This window comes from Terribacillus sp. DMT04, from assembly GCF_019056395.1.
Classification (GTDB): Bacteria; Bacillota; Bacilli; order Bacillales; family Amphibacillaceae; genus Terribacillus; species Terribacillus aidingensis_A.
Genome location: NZ_CP077639.1, coordinates 374720 through 396062, shown reverse-complemented (window position 1 = coordinate 396062; position 21343 = coordinate 374720). Strand labels below are relative to the sequence as shown.

The 21343-nt window shown below is 41.7% G+C and carries 19 protein-coding genes; 5 read left to right on the top strand and 14 right to left on the bottom strand.

The window, feature by feature from the left end; all coding sequences use genetic code 11:
- The first annotated feature begins 219 nt into the window (after nt 1-219).
- A complete protein-coding gene (locus tag KS242_RS02165) occupies nt 220-750 on the top strand; it encodes an HD domain-containing protein (protein WP_217322813.1) in 531 nt (176 codons plus the stop codon).
- Between the two features lie 131 nt (nt 751-881).
- Nucleotides 882-1403, top strand: a complete 522-nt coding sequence (locus KS242_RS02160) for a M15 family metallopeptidase (protein WP_371747583.1) — start codon at nt 882-884, stop codon at nt 1401-1403.
- A gap of 103 nt (nt 1404-1506) precedes the next feature.
- On the opposite strand, the gene KS242_RS02155 is transcribed toward KS242_RS02160, so the two are convergent.
- Both KS242_RS02155 and KS242_RS02150 read right to left on the bottom strand, forming a co-directional pair.
- A complete protein-coding gene (locus KS242_RS02155; RefSeq protein WP_217322812.1) occupies nt 1507-2331 on the bottom strand; it encodes a DUF6612 family protein in 825 nt (274 codons plus the stop codon).
- 310 nt (nt 2332-2641) lie between these two features.
- Nucleotides 2642-3415: a glucose 1-dehydrogenase gene (locus KS242_RS02150; RefSeq protein WP_217322811.1), complete on the bottom strand. Its 774-nt coding sequence runs from the start codon at nt 3413-3415 to the stop codon at nt 2642-2644.
- A gap of 162 nt (nt 3416-3577) precedes the next feature.
- Between KS242_RS02150 and KS242_RS18175 the strand changes: the two genes are divergently transcribed.
- Both KS242_RS18175 and KS242_RS02140 read left to right on the top strand, forming a co-directional pair.
- Nucleotides 3578-4417, top strand: coding sequence for a methyl-accepting chemotaxis protein (locus tag KS242_RS18175; protein WP_217322810.1), 840 nt, complete (start codon nt 3578-3580; stop codon nt 4415-4417).
- 13 nt (nt 4418-4430) lie between these two features.
- The gene (locus KS242_RS02140; protein ID WP_217322809.1) at nt 4431-5258 is read left to right on the top strand and encodes a methyl-accepting chemotaxis protein; all 828 of its coding nucleotides are present in this window, start codon (nt 4431-4433) and stop codon (nt 5256-5258) included.
- 32 nt (nt 5259-5290) lie between these two features.
- On the opposite strand, the gene KS242_RS02135 is transcribed toward KS242_RS02140, so the two are convergent.
- From KS242_RS02135 to fabI, 10 genes are all read right to left on the bottom strand, one after another.
- A complete protein-coding gene (locus KS242_RS02135; RefSeq protein WP_217322808.1) occupies nt 5291-5923 on the bottom strand; it encodes a hypothetical protein in 633 nt (210 codons plus the stop codon).
- 79 nt (nt 5924-6002) lie between these two features.
- The gene (locus tag KS242_RS02130; RefSeq protein ID WP_217322807.1) at nt 6003-6815 is read right to left on the bottom strand and encodes a histidinol-phosphatase; all 813 of its coding nucleotides are present in this window, start codon (nt 6813-6815) and stop codon (nt 6003-6005) included.
- Entirely contained in the window at nt 6812-7711 is a 900-nt protein-coding gene (locus KS242_RS02125; RefSeq protein WP_217322806.1) for an alpha/beta fold hydrolase, read from the bottom strand. Before KS242_RS02125 ends, KS242_RS02130 begins: the two co-directional genes overlap by 4 nt.
- An 18-nt stretch (nt 7712-7729) precedes the next feature.
- The gene (locus tag KS242_RS02120; protein ID WP_217322805.1) at nt 7730-8575 is read right to left on the bottom strand and encodes an STAS domain-containing protein; all 846 of its coding nucleotides are present in this window, start codon (nt 8573-8575) and stop codon (nt 7730-7732) included.
- 156 nt (nt 8576-8731) lie between these two features.
- Nucleotides 8732-9664, bottom strand: coding sequence for a nucleoside hydrolase (locus KS242_RS02115; protein WP_217322804.1), 933 nt, complete (start codon nt 9662-9664; stop codon nt 8732-8734).
- 128 nt (nt 9665-9792) lie between these two features.
- Nucleotides 9793-10338 (bottom strand): RNA polymerase sigma factor, encoded by a 546-nt coding sequence (locus tag KS242_RS02110; RefSeq protein WP_217322803.1) that lies wholly within the window; start codon nt 10336-10338, stop codon nt 9793-9795.
- A gap of 65 nt (nt 10339-10403) precedes the next feature.
- Nucleotides 10404-12128 carry a DUF6449 domain-containing protein gene (locus KS242_RS02105; protein ID WP_217322802.1) on the bottom strand — a complete coding sequence of 575 codons (1725 nt, stop codon included), beginning with the start codon at nt 12126-12128 and terminating at the stop codon, nt 10404-10406.
- Nucleotides 12103-12999 carry an ABC transporter ATP-binding protein gene (locus tag KS242_RS02100; RefSeq protein ID WP_217322801.1) on the bottom strand — a complete coding sequence of 299 codons (897 nt, stop codon included), beginning with the start codon at nt 12997-12999 and terminating at the stop codon, nt 12103-12105. Before KS242_RS02100 ends, KS242_RS02105 begins: the two co-directional genes overlap by 26 nt.
- Nucleotides 12996-13379 (bottom strand): GntR family transcriptional regulator, encoded by a 384-nt coding sequence (locus tag KS242_RS02095; RefSeq protein ID WP_217322800.1) that lies wholly within the window; start codon nt 13377-13379, stop codon nt 12996-12998. The genes KS242_RS02100 and KS242_RS02095 overlap by 4 nt, the downstream gene beginning before the upstream one ends.
- Before the next feature lie 345 nt (nt 13380-13724).
- A complete protein-coding gene (fabI, locus tag KS242_RS02090; RefSeq protein WP_217322799.1) occupies nt 13725-14507 on the bottom strand; it encodes an enoyl-ACP reductase FabI in 783 nt (260 codons plus the stop codon).
- A gap of 155 nt (nt 14508-14662) precedes the next feature.
- On the opposite strand from fabI, the gene KS242_RS02085 reads away from it, so the two are divergent.
- Nucleotides 14663-18094: a hypothetical protein gene (locus KS242_RS02085; protein WP_217322798.1), complete on the top strand. Its 3432-nt coding sequence runs from the start codon at nt 14663-14665 to the stop codon at nt 18092-18094.
- 99 nt (nt 18095-18193) lie between these two features.
- Here KS242_RS02085 and ptsG read toward each other — a convergent pair whose 3' ends face one another.
- Together ptsG and glcT are read right to left on the bottom strand one after the other, a co-directional pair.
- On the bottom strand, nt 18194-20287 hold the full coding sequence (ptsG, locus tag KS242_RS02080; RefSeq protein ID WP_217322797.1) for a glucose-specific PTS transporter subunit IIBC: 2094 nt from the start codon (nt 20285-20287) through the stop codon (nt 18194-18196).
- A 160-nt stretch (nt 20288-20447) separates the two neighbouring features.
- The gene (glcT, locus tag KS242_RS02075) at nt 20448-21290 is read right to left on the bottom strand and encodes a glucose PTS transporter transcription antiterminator GlcT (protein WP_217322796.1); all 843 of its coding nucleotides are present in this window, start codon (nt 21288-21290) and stop codon (nt 20448-20450) included.
- Between the last annotated feature and the right edge of the window lie 53 nt (nt 21291-21343).

Here is a 21343-nt window from a genome sequence, read left to right as displayed (position 1 = left end):
AAATTTATATGTATTTTATGGTAGCAATATTTTTAGAATAGCATACATTACATACAACACCATTCCCTTTGCTTACACTGCAGAGAAGTCGCCATGTTTTAGTTTCGGTGAAAATGGTTACCATATACATGGATTAAGTAACTTTTTCACTTGCAGCTCTCCAGATCACATGTTAATATCTTGAACAATATACTTTTACAGCGAAAGGAGCCGATAAGATTGCGAAAAGTAACGTTAGAGCAGATATTTACACATCCAATAGCCCAAAAATACCTTGGCCGATCCGGACAGGCACATGCTATTGCGGTAGCAGAATATGCACTTGCCATAAGCGAAAAAAAGCAGGTTGACTCTGACTTGGCAGTAAAAGCAGCGCTGCTGCACGATATCGGCCATTATGAGTGGTACCGCGATGGCAAATGGGACTATGACTTGTATAGACAAAATGATATTCATGCAATAAAGGGTGCAGCACGTGCACATAAGCTGTTGATACGGCTAGGCGAAGACCCACAAGCAGCAAAAGCAATCTCCCTTGCAGTTTTGCTCCACACAGATTCTTACCTCCCCGAGCAGAACTTAAAACGCGATCCGCTTCAGCAAGTTGTAGCAGAAGCAGACACAGCAGATGAGGAAACTGGGGGAGCGCACCACTATAAAACGATTTCTGAGCAAGAAGCATTGAAACGTATCCGAGCATTGGACAACAACATTGTGAAGCGCATGATAAGTAAAGTTCCAACAAACTGATCATGACCGCTTCCCCTTCCTTAATTCTCCAGGCTTTCCTATTAAAAGTATACCTCAATACGTGCAATCTGCTGCCTCTTCCATTATGCTAGATTAATAGAAGATATGACTTTAAAAGGAGATTAGCGAATTTGCACTGGAAAAGGATTATATTAACAACTTTGTTGATGACAGTAGCAGCGTTGATCCTATTCGGTTTTTTGCATATAGAGCAGCTTCCGCCTAAGAATTCCACTCCTGTCGCCACTACGGATGCAGATGACATTAACGGCCTTCACCCTGCAGTAGAAAAAAACATGCATAAATTAGTAGATAAATCAGCTGCTATCGGCATCCCGATTATCATTACAGATGACTATCGCTCTAAAAAAGAACAAGACAAGCTGTATGCCCAAGGCAGAACAACCGAGGGCCAGATTGTTACCAATGTTCAAGGCGGGGAATCCATGCATAATTATGGATTAGCCATCGATTTTGCTTTGGAACCGGACCCAGGTAATGTTATTTGGGATATGGAATATGACGGTAACAAAAATGGCGAGTCTGACTGGCTGGAAGTAGTGGAAATCGCCAAAGATCTCGGCTTTCAATGGGGCGGAGATTGGACGGAATTCAAAGATTACCCCCATTTGGAGATGCATATAGACTGGTAAGGACAGCACCGTGTTGGCGCGCTTTTTTTACAAATAAAAACCGGGCGATGTGCACATGCATGCACAACTGCCCGGTTTATTTCAATTCTTACATATAAACTCATTACGATGCAGCCGGATAGTCAGAAAGGTCCGCAGCATTTTTAGCTTCATCAGGAATTTCAATTGGCTCTGTTTCATTGTAGTCATCGAAAGTATTATCAGAAACCATTTTAATCTGTCCTGTTTCACCTTCAACGGTAATGTTCATGTTCATTTCCAACGACATACTTACCGGAAAATAGGTTTCCTTATCGATATCAACAGTATAGTTAAACTTGTCATACTCCATATCGCCCACTGCAGACATATCCAGTCCAGAAGAACCCATTTGTGATGCTAAGAATTCATTCATTTTATCAGCCGCAACTTTTATATCCATCGTATAGGAATCACCGTTATCCGTCACCTTAATGCTCTCCGCTAAATCTTTCACCTGTTGGATTTGCTCATCTATTGGCTTAGATAATTGCTCATTCAAATACTCTGAACCCATTTCCGTTCCAATGTCTAATTTTATCCACGATCCGGTTACCGGTTCTTTCATATACATGATGTTTTCTTTCACATACATCTCAACACTTTGATCAGCAGTCGTCATATCAATATACATCGCCATCGGATCTGTCTCGGCAATTGTCGTACCGCTCGTTTCGGTAAGCTGATTAGTACCATCCGGCGCTGTTATTTCCATTTCTTGCGACATTGTCATACTGTAGCTTTTCAGATCTTTGCTAGCTTTGTTGGTCTTCTCCAGGATTTCTTCCGGAGAAGCTGTTTTTTTCTTTTCGCTGCCTGTCTCTTCACTTGAGGCACTGTCAGTACCGCAGCCTGTTAGAAATAGCGCTAAAGCTAATACAAGCCAGCTTAAATGCTTAATTTTTCGCATATTATCCCTCCGAGTAAAAAATTTACGGACCCAATTACAATATTATTGCTTATGTATGTCTCATTACAATTTTTCCAGAAAATAGCCCGCATACCCAAACTGTATTTTACATGAAACTATTTCCTTGTTAACCCATTCAACAAGAATCAGGATATAGTTACTAGGTTTATTTGCAGAAAAGTAGCGGAATACCTACCGCTGTATAAGACATTTCGACTAGATAGCAAGCATTCCTTTAGGAGGGCAAGAAGCGCCCTAAGAGGCGCTTCCTTCTTAACAAGAATATTATTTATTGATTTACGACCTAGCCTTATAACTCTAGCTGAGAAGAATAAAGCGTCATACCTCCATCTACAAAAAGCGTTGTACCTGTGACATAACTTGCTTCTCTGGATGCAAGCCAAGCAGCCGCAGCAGCGATATCTTCTGGTTTTCCAAAGGTCTGCATCGGTATTTTCTTCATCTGCTCTGCTTCATTATCCTGCTTCGTATCCTCATTACGCTCGGTAGCAATAGTACCCGGTGCTATTGCATTTACCCGTATTCCTTTATGTGCATATTCAAGTGCCATCGTTTCTGTAAGTAATTTTATGCCGCCTTTTGAGGCTGCATAATGGCTATCCGAAGGCTTCGGTATTTGCTGATGCACACTAGACATGTTAATGATACTTCCCTGTATATCATTCTCCAACATATAACGCAGCGCAGCTTGCCCGCCAAGGAAAGTGCCTGTCAGATTTACATCGATAACATTTCTCCATGTATCTTCGTCCATATCATGAACAGGTGCAGGTTTGCTGAATCCAGAGTTATTGACCATAATATCCATACTGCCGTATTCGTCAACTGCTGCCTTCAGCAGTTTCTGTACATCTTCTTTTTTAGATACATCCGCTTGTATAACAACAGCCTTTCCGCCAGCTTTTCGAATATTTTCAGCTGCTTGTGTTGCTCCGTCTTCATCGCCATGATAATTCACAACCACATTCATACCTTCTTGACCGAACCGCTCGGCAACCGCTCGACCAATTCCTTTTGATGAACCCGTAACAATTGCTGTTTTCCCTTTTAAATCATCGTACATAAAGACAACTCCTCCCATCTGTTTTCTTCACTTTTCCCTCGACAAATCAACGACAAACTTTTCTACAAATTGTGACAAATTCAGACTTTTTCACTTCTTTCCCTTTACTTTTTAGTACTTCTTGCCGATATAAAGGAAAATAATGCACAGAGGAGCTCGTCTATGAATTCAACTATACAAGCAGTAGTCAATATTGCTCCCATTATTAAAGATACACTGGGACCTACGGCAGCGATGGGTGTACTGGATACAGAGAAATTTGTTTTCTTTGCACCTTCAACACTCTTAAATTTATCAATTAAGGTAGGAGAGTCCAGATTGGATGAACACGACATATACCGTCGTGCACTTAAGGGTGAGTCTGTAATAGACTATATAACAGAAAACTATGAATTCCTTGGAGCTCCTGTCGTTACTTCCATCACCCCAATCCGCGATATGGACACTGGCGAAATAGTAGGTTTGCTCTCTTTAAGTCGAACATTGGAACATCAAGAAAAACTCGATAAAGAATTAAGCAAATTAAATGCAGTAATAGACGCCTTACAAGGAAAAGTTCAACATGTCGCAGCACAGGCAGAGGAATTATCGGCTACGAGCAGTGACATCAATGAACAGGCTAACAGCGCCAACCAAAACTCCCATCAAATTGGAGAAGTTGTGCAATTAATTGAACAGATTTCCACACAGACAAATCTGCTTGGTTTAAATGCTGCCATTGAAGCAGCTCGTTCCGGTGAGGCCGGCAAAGGATTTGGTGTTGTAGCAGACGAAATTCGTAAGCTGTCTGATAACACGAAAGAAGCTGTTCAGACAATCGGCAAATCTTTATCCGAAATTCGCTCTAGTATTGAGAATCTATCTCTTAGCATCAATGAAGTATCTTCTTCTTCTGAAGAGCAGTCCGTCATTATGGTTGAATTTATGGATGATATCCAAGCACTGGATGAAAAAAGCAAACAAATAATCAATACAATGAAGCACGTTACAAATCAGAACTAAGGAGGCAACACAGATGCATCCCACAATACAAGCAATGGTTCTTTTAGCACCTGAAATCAAGAAAAACATCGGGGATAACGCCGTCGTTGCCGTTACAGACAAAGAGAATTTTGTTTTCTTTTCCCCATCTAAAGATCTGGATGTCGGAATCAAGGTTGGCGATTTCGCTTTTTCAGAGGATAATGACTTATTACGTCAAGCACTTCAAGGTGAGACAGTGCAAGTGCATATCCCGAAAGAACGTTATGGCCTTGGCATGCAAAATAATGCTAATCCTATCCGCGACGAAAACGGAGAAATAGTTGGTGTCTTACAGATTACAAAAACATTGAAAGACGAAGAGATGCTGGATCAGCAGCTGGATGACTTGCGGGAGATTGTAAGCAGTTTGCAAGCAAAGGTTCAGCATGTCGCTGCCCAGGCAGAAGAACTGTCCGCAACGAGCACAGACATTGATAGCCAAGCGTCCCATGCGAATGAGAATTCTAAAGAGATCAGTAAGGTTGTGCAGCTAATTGAAGATATTTCCACGCAGACAAACTTGCTTGGATTGAATGCAGCAATTGAGGCTGCTCGCTCCGGGGACGCTGGCAGAGGTTTCGGTGTTGTAGCAGATGAAATTCGTAAGCTTTCCATTGGAACAAAAGAAGCTGTTGGGACAATTGGTCAGTCACTTCAACAGATTCAAGCAAACATGCAGAATTTAACATTGAGTATCGGCGAAGTTTCCACTTCTTCAGAAGAACAATCACGAGTGATGGTGGAGTTTATGGAAGATATAAAGAATCTTGATGATCAAAGTAATGATATCGGGGACTACATCAAAGACATTACCAAATAAAAAAATTACCTCCCTAAGCGGAGGCGATTTTTTTAGATAGATGTTTTTTTGTTAGAAGTAGGCGGTGTTGTTTTAGAAGTTGCAGTTGCTGCAGCTGTTGTTTTATTGCCTGCTGTTTTTGATTGATTGTTTACACTGTTTTGACTGCTTTTATTCTGGTTATCTTTGTTATTGTCTTCATTCTTAGGTTTTGTCATCGGGTTGCTTGGCGCACTGTCAGGCTTTGCTTCCATTAGTGTGTCTGTAGCTTCTTTGGCTTTGCTGCCAGCACCTTTCAAATCATCTTTTACTTCCTTCACTGTGCCAAGAGCTGACTTGGAATCTTCTTGTACATCATTTACAGAAGACATGATTTCATTTTGTGCTTTGTCATAGACATTCTTCACATCGTTTGCAGCTTCTTTTGCAAGGTCAGAAGCATCTTGAACTTTATTCATCACTTGTTCTTTTGTACCTTGCGGATCTTGTTTTGCTTCTTTTACAAAGCTGGAAACTGTATCCTTCGCTACACCGACATTTTGAAATACTTTCTGACGAGTCTGCTTGTTAAGTAACACAATTGCCGCACCTGTTACCGCTCCAGCGACTGCACCAGTTAATAGTTTAGAACCTGCTTTTGCTTGCTCTTTCGTTTCTTGCTTGTCTACTGTTTGCGCTTGTGCCATTATAAACACTCCTTAGACTTTTTTGTTTGCTCTGTTGATATATGTATACCCCTTCATCAACAGCCTAAACAAGAAAATATCATGATAACGGCAGTGATTTTTTTTGTTTTTGTACGAAATAAACCATTTCCTTGAATCCTATCTCTTTTAGACGCTGTTTCACTTTATCAAAATCTTCACCGATTCGAGAAGGAATATGTGCATCAGAACCAAAGGAGATATCAACACCATAATGAAGCGCTCGTTCCAAGATGCGATCAGAAGGATACCAGCCGCCTACAGCTTTTGTCCCGCCTGATGTATTTACTTCAATGGCAACCCCAGCTTCTCCAATTACCTTCAAGGTCTGTTCAATTGCATGGTCAGCAGGAATATCCGAGAAAGCAGGATAGAACCCTTTCATTGCGTCAATATGACCGAGCACTTGGAATATCCCGCTTTTAGCTGACTGCTGAATCAGGTCGTAATATCTCTCCTTCACCGCAACGTGCTCCGCTTCCGAAAGTGCATCCCAACGACCTTGCTTGAAAATATTCACTTCATCTACATAGTGAACCGAACCAATGACATAATCGAATGGATATTTCCGGTAGTAATCTGCATATAACTTGGCATGCTGCGGAAAGAAGTCACTCTCTACTCCAAGTAACACATGAATTTGATTCTTATATTTTTCTTTCAGTTGCAGCACTTCCTGCACATATGCTTCAAAGCCGCTAATTGGCATGGCGATGCCCGGGTATAGCTGATCTTCATCACTATAAAAATAAGGTGAGTGATCTGCTATCCCGATATAGTGCAGCCCTTTGTCTATCGCTTCCTTGATATAATCCTCAATTTCTCCTTCAGCGTGACCGCAGCGGTAATGGTGTGTATGCAAATCAAATGTCATACTCCGACTCCTTCTGCCACTTGGCTGTTTTCTTCTAAGAATTCCTTAATCAATCGATTGACAATATCCGGCTGTTCGTGATGCACCCAATGCGTTGCATCATCAATATAAACCAATTCATAATCGGAACAGAACTTGACCGACGCTTGCGCTAGTTTTTTTAGAAGAAATTGATCCTTGATGCCCCAAATGATCTTCGTTGGGACATGGACCATTGCAGCTTCCTTCTGGCCGTACATGCTAATGTTATTTTTCGCCGTAAGTGCACGATACCAATTCAGCATACCTGTTAGCGCACCTGGCTTGGACCATGCTTCTTTATAATCATCTATATCCAGCTGCGAGAACGTGCCCGGCTGACTGAATTTTGTCAGCGCCATGCTGAGCCCGTAGAAATCATTCGCTGCCAGTGACTTTTCCGGCACATCATTCATCTGGAAAAAGGCCATATAAGAACTCTTAAACCACTGCAGTGGATTAGTTGCCAGCACTTTCGGCAAGGCAGCTGGATGCGGCATATTGATAGCGATAAACTTTTCTACATTTTCCGGACGTGTGACGGCCAAGTGCCAACCAACAGCTCCGCCCCAATCATGACCAATAATCGTTGCTTTTTCCCGCTGAAACACTTTCATTACTCCTAGCACATCATCTCGAAGCTCATCCAGTACATAGCTGTCAGTTCCTTCTGGTTTTTCACTCAAGTTATAGCCGCGCTGATCTAATGCCAGAACACGGAACCCTTGCTGCGCCAGCGGAACAATCTGCTCTTTCCATCCATACCAGAACTCTGGAAATCCATGCAGCAATATCACAAGTTTCCCATCGTTAGGACCTGCTGCAGCCATATGCAAGTTCATTCCATTCGCCTTTACTGTTATATGCTCGACTCTCATCTGGATTCTCCTCCGTTTTTAATTTTGGGTCAAACCATTTTGCGCCAAAGCCTGCTGCAGTGAATTATAGAAAATAACGACTGATATTATACGCTCGCCATCTGAATCCAGCGCCATATCAGGACGCACACCAGAAACAGCACAGACTATTCCTAACATGCGCAGAACTTGCACCATTTGTATCAGCTTTTCCCTTGCTGAAGCTGCTGTAAAACTTGCTCCTGACATATCAATAAATAGCGTTTCGACACCTTTATCTTTGCATGTCTGCGGTATGTCGGCCGTAATAAGCTCTGCTCGCCTCTCACTTATTTCTCCCACTAATGGAAAGACGCCGATTCCATTCATGATCGGAATGACTGGAGAGCTTGTCTTATTAATTACTTCTCGCTGGCTTTTGATTTTCCTGTCAATCAGCTCATAATAAAATCTTGTGAATTTATTAATAACCTCATCTAACGCACGATGCAGGTTCTTAGACCAGTGAATGACCTCTACAGGTGAGATTGTCTGCTTCCTTTCCTCTGTGAATACCTCAATAAATTCCCAAATGACGGCGCCTGATTTCCCGACCGCTTGCAGCACTTCATGGATTGGAGTGTTTGTTTCGACCCGGCTGTTTGCTACTCTTTCTACCCATGTCTTCACGTTCCATTTATACTGCTCCTCATCCTCTAAAATGGCACTAGCCACTAGATCAATCGTCATTCGGTGTTGTTTTCTAAGTTTCGCGCGCATTTTTTCTCCTGCATCTTCTGCATAAATGGAATCCTTATAGTCACCGAGCAAATTGATCCACTGATCCGTAATATTAGGAGCGTTATCCATGATGTATTCGTATAATGCTTCGTTTAGTCCTGGCATGCGATACCCCTTCGTATTCTTGATTTGCTTTCATTATAGCGGAAGACGCTGCACGCTTCTAATGAGAGCATATAAAAAGGAGCCTGCAGCAGCAGACTCCTTCTTTCTATCTATGTAGTAATACCCGCACATGAAAGGATACCCCCATGTAACATTTCACGAACGATTCAGCACGTCTACTAACAAAGAGAGGAAACGCTCTGCTTCCACCTCCATGCATACTTCCACATTCACAGGCTTTCCCCATTTTCCTTGGCGATCCCAAACAGTCATGCCATCGCAAAATGTACTGCTGGTCTCTACCCCAACGCTGCACGCTGCTTTTTTAACTAATGTTGAATCAATGAAAACACCAATCGCAAGCGGATCATGCATCGCACATGCCCAGATTCCATTTTGTTCATAAAATGCTTTTCGGTAAGTTGCTGTACTTTGCTTCACAAAATCATGTAAAGCTGGCTCTGTAATGGCTTCAATATGCTCCTCTGTGAGTAAAGCTTGTTTTGTCACATCCAAACCAACTTGTGTGAGATTCGGCACACCGGCTTCTAAAACGATGCTTGCTGCTTCCGGATCAGCAAATGTATTAAATTCAGCAACTGGCGTGACGTTTCCAATCCCATTAATAGCCCCGCCCATGTATATGACTTCTTTTACATGGTCAACTATAGCAGGCTGCTGCTGAATCGCCTTCGCAAGGTTGGTCAGCGGACCCGTACAAACAATAGAGACTTCACCCGGGTTTTCCATGATTTTTTCAATCATAAAACTAGCAGCATCTCCAGGAGTTATTTTCCTTTCAGAGGTCACACCTTGCAATGCCCCGCCAATCCCGTCTGTTCCGTGCACTTTATGTTCAAAGTGCGGCTGCCGTTTAAGCGGTGCTGCACTTCCTTTTACAACCGGAATAGAAGGCGCGTTAATTAAATCGAGCACCTTACAAGTATTCGCTGTAGCAGCTTCCAAGGAAACATTTCCGCATCCTGTTGTGATACCGATAAGATCCAGTTCCTCACTTTTAACAGCTAATAAAATTCCAATCGCATCATCAATACCTGTGTCTACGTCTAAAATCAGTTTTCTCTTCATCGAGCACCCCAAATCCGAACAATAATTCATAATTGACTGCATTTTCAACCTAATTATAAACAATTTTCTTTTAAAAATAAACAGAAAGTTCGTAAAAAAGACACAAACCTCATTAGATTTGTGTCTACTTAAACATATTGTACTTGTTCACGATTTAATTTTGCCTGCTTTACAGCAGCCTTTGCGCGATACAGCCTAGTCTTCACTGTCGCTTTGGAAAGGGATAAAGCAGCAGCAATTTCACTTTCCCTCATATCCTCCATGTATCGGAGGGTAAGCACTTCTTTGAGCTTTGGTTTCAACTTCTGAATATCTTGCTCAAGTTCTTGTTTCGTTTCGCGGAGCTCCACTTCTTCTATTACAATATGCTCCAAATAATGCTGCTCCAGTTCCCAGCTGGCCAGTTCAATACTAATAAATGTACGTTTCCCTTCTTTTCGCAGCATATCAATCGCCGTCCGCGATGCAATCGTCGCAAGCCAAGCACCTGCTTTCGAGACATCCTCCAGCTTGTCCAAATAACGATAAGCTTTTATAAATGTTTCCTGCGCCGCATCCTCTGCCATCTGCGCATCACGCAGCACCTTCTGCGCCGCGTGATACACCCGCTGATGGTAGAGCGAATAGATATGCTGAAACACGGATTCCCTTGCATATGCACATTCGCTAGTCACGGATTATTCCTCCTATAAGTCGATACTAAAGCTAAAAATAGTTCTTTATTTGGTTCTATATCTTTTTATTCAGCCGCTTCCAGCTGGATATTATCGTATAATCCAGCTTCTTTTAACGCCTCAATTGTATTCTCATAACTATCACTGAAGGTTTCATAATAGCTGAGATGGTCTTTACCTTCTTTTGAATTCAATATGAGTGAATAGGTCTGCACACTTTCATCATACGGTTGCGGATACTTGCTTTCGATATCCTCTCTGATAGCTTCAATAATAGAGTTTATTGTCTTTTGATCAGATGTATAAGTGACCCTAGCGCCATTTACATCAGCATGCAGCTCTACTTGATTTATAGTATCTGGGGCAATATTGAAAACAGGATGATTTGCATGCTTAAAATTATTTGAGTTTTCAATTTCATTTTGCAGTTTCTTTAACTCTGGATCTTTAAGCGGATACACATAAGATCTTGCTACTTTATTTCCGTTTTTCAATTCATAAACAATAGTTGCGGATTTACCGTAATCAGCGTACTGTTCAAAGTAATTCTTATCTAATATCACTAATCTCTCATGTAAATTTTGTACCAATTCAATATCTTTTTCTTCCGTATAATACAATGGTTCTATTCCTGGCTCCATATACTCGTTTTTTTGATCGTAGTTATAGGATGGTCCAAAATAGACTCTTTCCACTTCATCTATTTCTGGTATGTGATTCTCATAGTTCCCTTTAAAAAAATAGGCTGAAAAGAAAACAACAACAAGAAAAACAAAGAATAATAAGTATGATTTATAATTGGTATAGACTCTCCAGGTTTTCTTTAAAATAGCTTCGGCTATCACAAAACCTACCAGTGACCCCCCTATATAACCAACTACAGCCCACTCAACAGAATTTGAGTTATCGTACAGATAATAACCTGTTAACATCATAGAACAAAGTGTCACACCATACAGGAAGACAGGTCTCATGAACGGGTATACAATTGGTTGAGATGTTGATTCTAATTGACGGTTTACGTATAGCAAGAGAGCACTTATATAAAAAAATATGCCGATTACTGCATAAATTGTAATTATAAACCAGGATATATCCTCGGGCGAAATAAATATTCCCATGAAATAAGTGAGCGGTGAATACTTTTCCAGAGTTATGTCTAAGTAATAGTCTGAAGGAAAGCCGAACACCAACATCCTTGTATTAAGCATTAGTAGGAGCATGAAGCCAACCGGTAATATTAGAAATATATACGTAAGAACAACATGTAACGAAAACATCCCCGTTATCATACCTGTGAACATAGCAGCCAGGAACATAATGACATTTAGAAGCAACAATATTCCCAACCATTTTAAGACTTGCATTCCAGTATAAAGATAACTTATATCGGTAAATTCTTGTAAAGCATATAGAATGCATGCATTCAGGATAATTGGAATGAGTAAAAGGAACATCCCCGTTATCATTTGATGGTGAAGTACTGCAGATCTCTTAATTGGAAAACTATGCACAAAATCAGATACACCTTTCTTGTGCAAATAACGAAATAGCAAGACACTGAATAATACAGGGACTGTGATAGATAAAATCCCTTGAACTTCAGGCAAATAAGAAAACAGACTCCGCGGCTGCGGGTAGTCGGGATATATATCACTGGTGTATTTCATAATAACTTGCAAAGGCAAGATAACGAACAAAGCCAGAAAATACAGTACACTCACCCAGCCAACCTGCCTCAAATCATATAAAATAATCTGCTTCTTAATCGAGGATGTTTTCGATGGCATAGCCAGCACCTCCCATTTCGTAGATAAAGATTTCTTCTAAAGATAATGGCAGCATGTCCAGCACGACTGGATGTTGTGCTGCGAACAGCGCTTCTGCTTCGTGACGGTCAGCTTTGATAATTACCAGATGGATGCTGCCTCTTTTTTCCTGGTGAAGGATATTGAGCTCGTTCAGGAACTGCGTATCTTGTCCTTTGCGAAGGGCAAATTGCACTTTCTGAACCTCACTCTTCATATCATCCAGATTCCGTTCGAGAATCATCTTGCCCTTATGTACAATCCCGATGTCATCACAAAGGTTCTCCATTTCTCGGAGGTTATGCGAAGAAATAAGCACCGACATGTCTCTTTCAGCAACATCATGGATTAATAGTCCTTTGATTCGCTGCCTTACAACAGCATCTAATCCATCCAGTGGTTCATCCATAATTAAGTAATCTGGTTTGGCTGCTAACGCTAAGCAGAACGCCACTTGCCGCTGCATCCCTTTTGAAAAAGAGGATACTTTTTTATTTTCAAGCTGAAATTGACTGATCAGTTGATCATATCGCTGCTGGTCCCAATTTGTATACATATCGGCATAATACTTTCCCATCTGTTTGACGGTGTATTGCGGTAAGAAATAGAGGATATCGGGCATGAAAATGATACGTTGTTTAATCTCTATATTCTCAAATACGGTTTTCCCATCAATAAGAACACAGCCTTTGTCTTGTTTAATTATGCCTGCGAGTATGCGCATAATAGTTGTCTTGCCAGCACCGTTGGATCCGAGCAGACCATAGATTGTTCCTGGTCTTACTTGAAATCCGACCTGATCCAGCACTTGCTTTCGCTCAAATTTCTTACTGATTTCCACTGCTTTTATCATAGGTCGCTACCTCCCCCGTTTTGCAGCAAGTTCTCAACAACACTTCGGATTTCATCGGCTGTCATTCCGACAAACAGTGCCTCTGTCAGAAGCTTTTTCAATTCCTCTTGCATATGCTTCACCTTATTCGGATCCACTTGTACACGAATCGCGTTCACGAAACTCCCCCGTCCTTTTACCGAATAAATCAATTCCTGATTTTCTAATTCACGGTATGCTTTCTGAATTGTATTTGGATTAATAGTCAGCTGCTGGGCGAGCTCCCGAACCGAAGGGAGTTTTTCATCTGTCTCCAGCACTTGATTGATGATCAATTCCTTGAACTTATCAACGATTTGTTCATAAATCGGCTTGCCGCTTCGCAAGTCCAGTTCAAACATGTATTCACCTCATTCGAGCTTCTGTATTAACTGTATTAGTTATATTAGTACACTTGATACATTAGAGTATACACTACTCTTTTCAGGTTGCAAAGCAATTTTTACAAAAAGAAGCCAGATCATCAGATCTGACTTTTTTCCAAGTGATTGAGGAGCGGCTTTCTTCTTTTGCCTGTTCAACACCTTCATCCGATGTGGTACTTTCACTAAAAGTTTGTCCAGAATGGCTTAATTTCTAATTTAGTCAACACAGAATACTGCGCCACCTCTCCCATGAGGTAAGACGCCTTTTAATCCATAGAAAAAACCGCACTAATCAATGATTAGTGCGGTTTGACATACAAATTAACCGATGCCGATAATATTAAACCCTGCATCCACATAGATAACTTCACCAGTTACACCGCGGGAAAGTGCTCCCATCAAACCAGTCGTCATGTCACCAACTTCTTCTGCGGAGACATTGCGGCGAAGTGGTGCTTTTTCTTCTACTTTAGAAAGGATCTCATTGAAAGATGGCACGCCTTTTGCAGCCAGCGTACGAATCGGTCCTGCCGAAATCGCATTAATACGAATATTATCCGGACCAAGATCATTTGCTAAATAACGTACGCTTGCTTCCAATGCAGCTTTTGCTACACCCATTACGTTGTAGCCATCCAGTACGCGATCAGCACCAAGATAGCTCATTGTGACAATTGAACCACCCTCTGCCATAAGCGGGCGCACGGCTTTCGCAACTGCCACAAGCGAATATGCACTTGTATCTTGCGCAAATGCATACCCATCACGAGATGTATCAATGAAATCGCCGTTTAAATCTTCTTTATGTGCGTGCGCTACAGAATGAACAAGTCCGTGAACTGTTGTAAACTTCTCTTTTATTTCGGCAAATGCAGAGGTAATGGATGCATCATCATTCACATCACACTGGATAACAGCTGCATCCATTTCATTCTTTTCTAATAGCTTGTTCAGTTTTTTAGCAGAACGTTCTTGACGGTATGTAAAGATTAGCTTAGCTCCTGCTGCATGCAGCGACTGTGCAACACTCCATGCGATACTGCGATCATTTGCAACACCCATGATGACGATATGTTTATCTTGTAATTGTAGAAAGTCCTTCATTTTTTATTCTCCTTCTAATATGAACTGTCTCGTTCACGTTTTCTACCGCTTATCATAACAGAAAACCGAAATGAAAGGAATGACGCTCCTTTTCAGACAAGTCTCTCTTCTATATAATGATACTTGGAAATAAAAACCAAAAACGAGGTGACAGCATGTATCCGATGCCCCCTAATCAATCCGGGGATCTTTTTGAAGAAAGATTGCAAGAGTTATATCAGCGAGGCTTTATCTCTTACGATACGTACGCAATCACCTTAGAAGGGTACCAGAAAAAAGTTGCGTTTGATGCTTCCAAATCACGGACAACAACGCAGCCTGTACCTCATACTACCACTTCCATTGAACGAAAGTTAGCTGCTTCAACACCAGCCGCTTCTGTACATAGACCACCTGTTCAAAAACAAAAGAAACAAAAGACACCGGAACAAATTCGAGAACGCAATCTGACCATCATACTTGTACTAGGAATTGTTATGCTGTTCTTCGGCGGATTGTATCTGGGCACTTCAAACTGGGGTACCTTCTCTTCCTTAGGAAAAGTGCTGCTAATCAGCTTAATTCCTTTTCTATTTGCTGGACTTAGCTTTATCAGCTACAAAGTTAAGATACCGCAGACGGCCTTCGCATTTTTGATACTTGCCGCATTATTTGTTCCGATTGTTATCTTCTCCGCTTCGTATTATCAGCTGTTTGGCAGCTATTTGTCGTTTGGCGGTGATGGTGCTGCTCTAGTCGGAACTATTGCAGCGTTGGGTTGCACCGTCTTGTACTATGCGGTCGCCGTACGTACGAGGTCGAAAGCATTTATTTGGGTAACTTATGCAGGTGTATCATCCACCTTTATATCTGCAATGCTTTACGTTACAATAACGTACAGCGCCTTTCTATTCTGTCTGCAGCTAGCGAACTTACTGTTACTAGTGTTCGAACGACCTATTCGTAAATCGTTTCCTCTTCGCTTACTACAGCAGTATTGGCCTTATTACCTGCAGATGAAGCTTGGTACCGAGGCATTTATTACAATCGTTCTGATGAGTACCGCTGTTATCTATGATTTGACCTTACTAGTAATCGGTATTAGCGCACTCATCCTGGCAGCTAAAAACTACAGCAAGCTATATCATTTTGGGTTTATGATATTCACTTTGATAAGCGGTGTACTGCTTTTATTGGAGATTGATTCGTACTTCAATATGTTCCTCGGACAGTTTCTGGCACTCGGCTTTACCCTTGTGCTGCTATCCTGGCATTTGCCAAGATGGCTGAAGATTGCTTATGAAAGCTTAATCCATTGTATTAACGGATTTCTTTTTATTATTTTCACATCTTTAACCGGTACATATACATTTGATTGGGCGTATTTGCTTGGGCTCGTATTCCTATTTATTCAATACACAGTTTGGACAGTATCCAAGCGTCATACCCATTACAGTTATCCAAGCACTGGTTTGCTCTTGGTCATCATGTACTGGCTGCTTTACATGCTAGATACGCCAATCTGGCTGCGCACAAGCAGTTTTGCAACAATGGCCTTCCTTGGTCTTGCATACTGTTATATTTGGCCACGAAGGTTCAATTATATAAAGCTTTATCAGCGTACTGTCAGTTGGGCAGCCGTCGGGTCCGTTATTCCGCTGCTGCTCGTAAATCACAGCTATGGTTATTATGAAGCAAACAGCTACTTGCTTTTGTTAACAGCAGCTGCCGGCTTCTTCTGTTATCAAAAAGAAAATCAAGATGTTGTATTAATCAGCAAGATTATTACACCTATTAGCTTCATCGCCGCCTTGATTCTAGCGGGTTACCGACTGTATATCGAAAGCGATTATTACCAGCAGCACTTTGGTATTCCTGGCCATATGACATGCATCGCTCTGATAACCGTGATAGCAGCTGTTTTATTCCGACGTTATCACCATCAGCCGCTGTTTCTGTCATTCTTCCTGACCGGCCAGATCTTTCAGAGCTTGGCTACGATACTAGCATTTCTATCGTGGGATTTGCCGGCAACAACAATTTCCATCGTGTCATTCATTAGTGTTATCGTACAATTCGCTGCGTTGTATGTATTTCGCAGAAACACATTGTGGGCATCTGTACTCGTTTCCTTGCTCCTGGCATATGGATCTCTGCAAAACTTATTCGACATTTCAGGATCAAATATTTTAACAGCTTACGTACTATTCTGTGGTGCAGCACTGCTGGCAGTTAGTATCCTTATTAATAACAAAGCTAAAGTCGGCTCTTTGTATTTCTTCTGGTGCAGTCACATTATCAATTTGTTTTCTATCATGTGGGTATTGGGCTTGCAAAGCTTTGACTCCATCCCGCCAGCATGGCTGCTCGTACCATTCCTGCACCTTGCTGTGTCCGCTTATTACACAAAGCGAACAATCGAGAAACACACCTTTGCAAGTGCCAGTATCACCATTTTATTTCTTATTGCCGTCACACACTTAAGCAGTTATACAGATTGGTCACACCTCATGACATTAGCAGCAGCTATTACAGCAATCTGCATAGCTGCTATCTATAAGCTTCTGCCTGGATGGCAGGCATTCATGAGATTAAGCCTCTTAATTGTATGTAATGTTGTTTTATTGTTTGCAGTGGCTGAGCTTACTGTTTTGTTTTCGTGGGAAATCGTCCTGCTTTCCATTATTGTCGGTGTCCTTGCTATTTACCAGCAGCATCATTGGCAGCGAATGTTCATGTCTTATGTCACAATGCTCTTGCTTTTAGCCATCTTGCTCCTGTACGGAACAATTGGAGAGGAAATCCGCACAGCATACTTACTGCTTGCTGGCGCTGTTGCATTAATTGCAACAAGCTTTACACACTATCAATCAGTTTTAATCACTAGGGATGTTAAGTTTATTTGGGAGAAAGCAGATATCTACCGTATCGGTGCCGTCGTTTATACAATCGTCGGCAGTCTGACAGGCGTTATGGCATATCAATCAGGTTGGGCTGAGATACTGTTCAGTATGACAGTTCCGGCAATATTATTTGCCATTAGCGTGAATACAAATCCGCGGTCTGAAAGACGTTATGTCAGGCTCGGAGCATTGTTCGCTTGTCTCTATCCATATATGCTGCTATTGCAAAACCTCCCTATTAGTCCGTACCTCTTAACAGAGCTTTATGTTGTACCTATTGCATTGCTGGTGCTCATCATCTTACGGGTCTTCTTCTACGACCCAGACGTGACACCACATATTGAGCTGATTTTACTGGCTATTGGATTTGGTATTCTCGTTCTGGATGGATTAGCGAGTATGACGATTTATGATGCTTTATCATTAGGAAGCATCTCCCTGCTGGCTGCAATCGTCGGTTTTATACGAAAGTATCGAGCTTATTTCCTTACAGGAACGATTACAGTTGTATTCAATTTATTTTTCCAAACACGCCCGTTGTGGGGCAGCGCACCGTGGTGGCTATACTTGATTGGTGCAGGCTTCTTATTGATCGCATCTGCAAGTTATATAGAATATCAGAAACATAAACACGCCCGCACAGCCGAGTCCATGCTTCAAGCAGGTAAGACAAAATGGAAGAAGTGGCTAGAGAAGTATAAGTAAAAACAAAGAAAGAAGCTGTCATTCCAGGCAGCTTCTTCTTTTGGTACTTATTATAAAATCAAAAACAGCTATAGCACCTAGGCTATAGCTGTTTTTGATTTAGTATGGTTCTATCTTCACCTTATCAGCTTGCTTCCTTTCCACCTGTTCACCTTCTCGGAATACAACTTTTTCTGCTACTCCCAGGTTAGTGAATACGATTGGTGTAATCATAGACGGTACAAGCGATTCAATTTCCGCTAAATCTGCTTTAACTAATTTTTGTCCGACAGTTATTTGCTCTCCTTCTTTTACGAAAACCTCCAAGCCAGTCCCTTTCAAATTGACTGTTTCCAAACCGATATGAATCAGTATTTCGCGGCCATTATCTGCTTGCAGACCAATTGCATGCTTTGTCGGAAAAACATTCATCACTTTTCCGTTAATCGGCGAAACAACAGTTCCGTCAATTGGTTCAATAGCAAACCCGTCTCCCATCAACTTTTCAGAGAAAACAATATCTGGTACGTCTTCTAAAGCTCGGAGTGTTCCGGACATTGGGATAACAAAGACATGCGCATCTGGATTGTTTAGACGAGGACGATTTATGACTTCTTCCAATTGGCTGCCCACTTCCTGCACAGCTTCTGCCAGTGGTCTTGGCGTCTTGCCGAGAATAATATCCTGCATCTGCTCTTTCAAGCCTTCAGATTTTGGTCCAAAGATAGCTTGTATGTTGTTACCCACTTCCATTACACCAGCCGCTCCCAGTTTTCTCAGTGCTTCTTTATTAACATTATTCTTATCTTTTACTGAGACGCGAAGACGTGTAATACACGAATCCAAGTGCTTGATATTCTCTTTATCACCCATTGCTTCCAATACATGATAAGCAAATGTACCTGAATGAGATTTGCCTCTAGCTCGTTCTTTCTCTTCTGCTTTTTCACGGCCTGGTGTCATGAGATTAAATGCTCGGATTGCGATCCGGAATCCGCAGTAATAAATGATCGCGAATGCGAAACCAACCGGTAGAACAAGCCACCACTCCGTCCGATTTGGCAAGATGCCATAAAGAAAGAAATCTATAAATCCGCCAGAGAAAGTCATCCCAATTTTGACGTTCAGCATGTGCATCGTCATAAAGGAAAGACCAGCAAATACACAATGTACCGCGAAAAGCAGCGGCGCCACGAACAAGAAAGAGAACTCAAGCGGTTCTGTAATGCCTGTAAGGAAGCTGGTCAGTGCTGCGGAACCCATCAGGCCAGCGACTATCTTTTTCCTTGCAGGACTTGCTTCGTGATAGATAGCCAAAGCTGCTGCTGGCAAACCAAACATCATGAATGGATATTTTCCCGTCATGAATGTACCTGCTGTCAGCTCTGCTCCATCTCTTATTTGTTCCATAAAGATTCGCTGATCGCCGCGAATCACTTCTCCCGCTGTGTTTGTATAACTGAAGAACTCATACCAGAATGGCGAATAAAAAATATGATGCAAACCGAATGGAATCAGTGCGCGCTCTATGACACCGAAAATGAAGGCTGTCAGCGTCAAGTTAGATGATAACAACCCATTCGAAAAGTTATTTAACACATGCTGGATTGGCGGCCAAATTACTAGCATTCCTACCCCAAGCAGCAAGGCAGCAAGTGATGTGACGATTGGCACAAACCGCTTTCCAGCAAAGAAACCGAGATATTGTGGTAATTCAATTTTGTAAAATTTGTTGAACATCACAGCTGCCAGTACACCGACAATAATACCGCCGAATACACCCGTTGCGAGCGTAGGTATGCCCAGCATCATCGTGTACGCTGGGTGATTTCCATCAAAGAATGACGCGCGCTCTATGCTGTCAGTTGGAATGTCTCCATTAGCGATTAGGACAGCACTCATTGTGACATTCATAATCAGATAACCAATGATTGCTGCAATACCTGCTACACCATCTCCATTGGTGAGTCCAATCGCTACACCAACTGCAAACAATAAAGGCAAATTAGCAAAGACGATATCTCCGGCACTTTGCATCACTGTGGCAATTAACTGCACCCAGGAACTGTTCAAGAAATCAACAGCCCGTAACAGATCCGTATTTTGCAGCGCATCTCCTAACGCAAGTAAAATACCAGCCGCTGGTAAGATTGCAACAGGAATCATAAGCGCCCGACCTATCTTTTGCAGCATGCCAAATGCATTTTTCATCATTAAACCTCCAAGATAACAACAATTTGATAGCGTTTACAAGGAAACACGAAAAAAGACACGAGCGATAAAGTAAGTAACACAAAAAGAATTAGATTCTTCTTGTGCATTCTTTTATCCTCATGCCTAATCGAATAAGTTACACGTATAAATACGATGCACATTATATTTTATTGGTCAAACGGTACAAATGCAAAGTGAGATAGACCGCCTCTGCTTCTTGTACTGGACGTCTTAACGTTTGCTGTAATATTTTGACTAGCTTCCAGGCAGTATTATAGCACAATGGGTATTCTGTTTTCAATAGATTCAAGATCTTTTCCGGTTCCCGAACTTGCTCTCCTTGCTTTACCCGATCGATCGTAAACCGAATATGCCGCACAAGCCGAATATAATGGATGCTCTCCCGGTCCACTGTAATATTCAGACTATCTTCAATCACCTTAAACATCATCGCAATCAATCTTGTATATTGACTTAATTCACCTACCGGCTGATTAATACAAGCACTATGGATATGCAGGGCGATAAAACCCACTTCTCCTTCCGGAAGCTGGATGCCAAGCCGATTATTCAAAAGTGTTACTGCCTCACTCGCTACTTTGTATTCCTTCGGGTATATGAACTTCGTTTCTACGGCGAATGGATTTTTTATATCAAGCCCCTGCTCCAGACGTTTCATCGCGAAAGCCAGATGATCAGTTAAGCCGATGTGGATATGTTCGTTCAGCGGCTGGCCCATTTGCTCTGCAATCATGTAAATCACATCGTTCATTACTGCTACCAGCTCTTCATCAATGTGATCCAGCATTTGCATGTAGCTTGTTTGTTCTTTCTCATCTTGCAGGACAAACAATTTTTCGAATTCACCATCTTCCAATTCGCTTCCGGCCTTCTTGCCAAAGCCGACACCTTTGCCAATCAGTACAACTTCCTTTTCTTCCTGGTTATTGGCAATCAGCACATTGTTATTTAGTACCTTTTGCACAGAAAAGGTTCTCCCCATAAGCTATCTCCTTTATAATTTCTATTGCCATTGTAGTAGATATATTGTCCTTT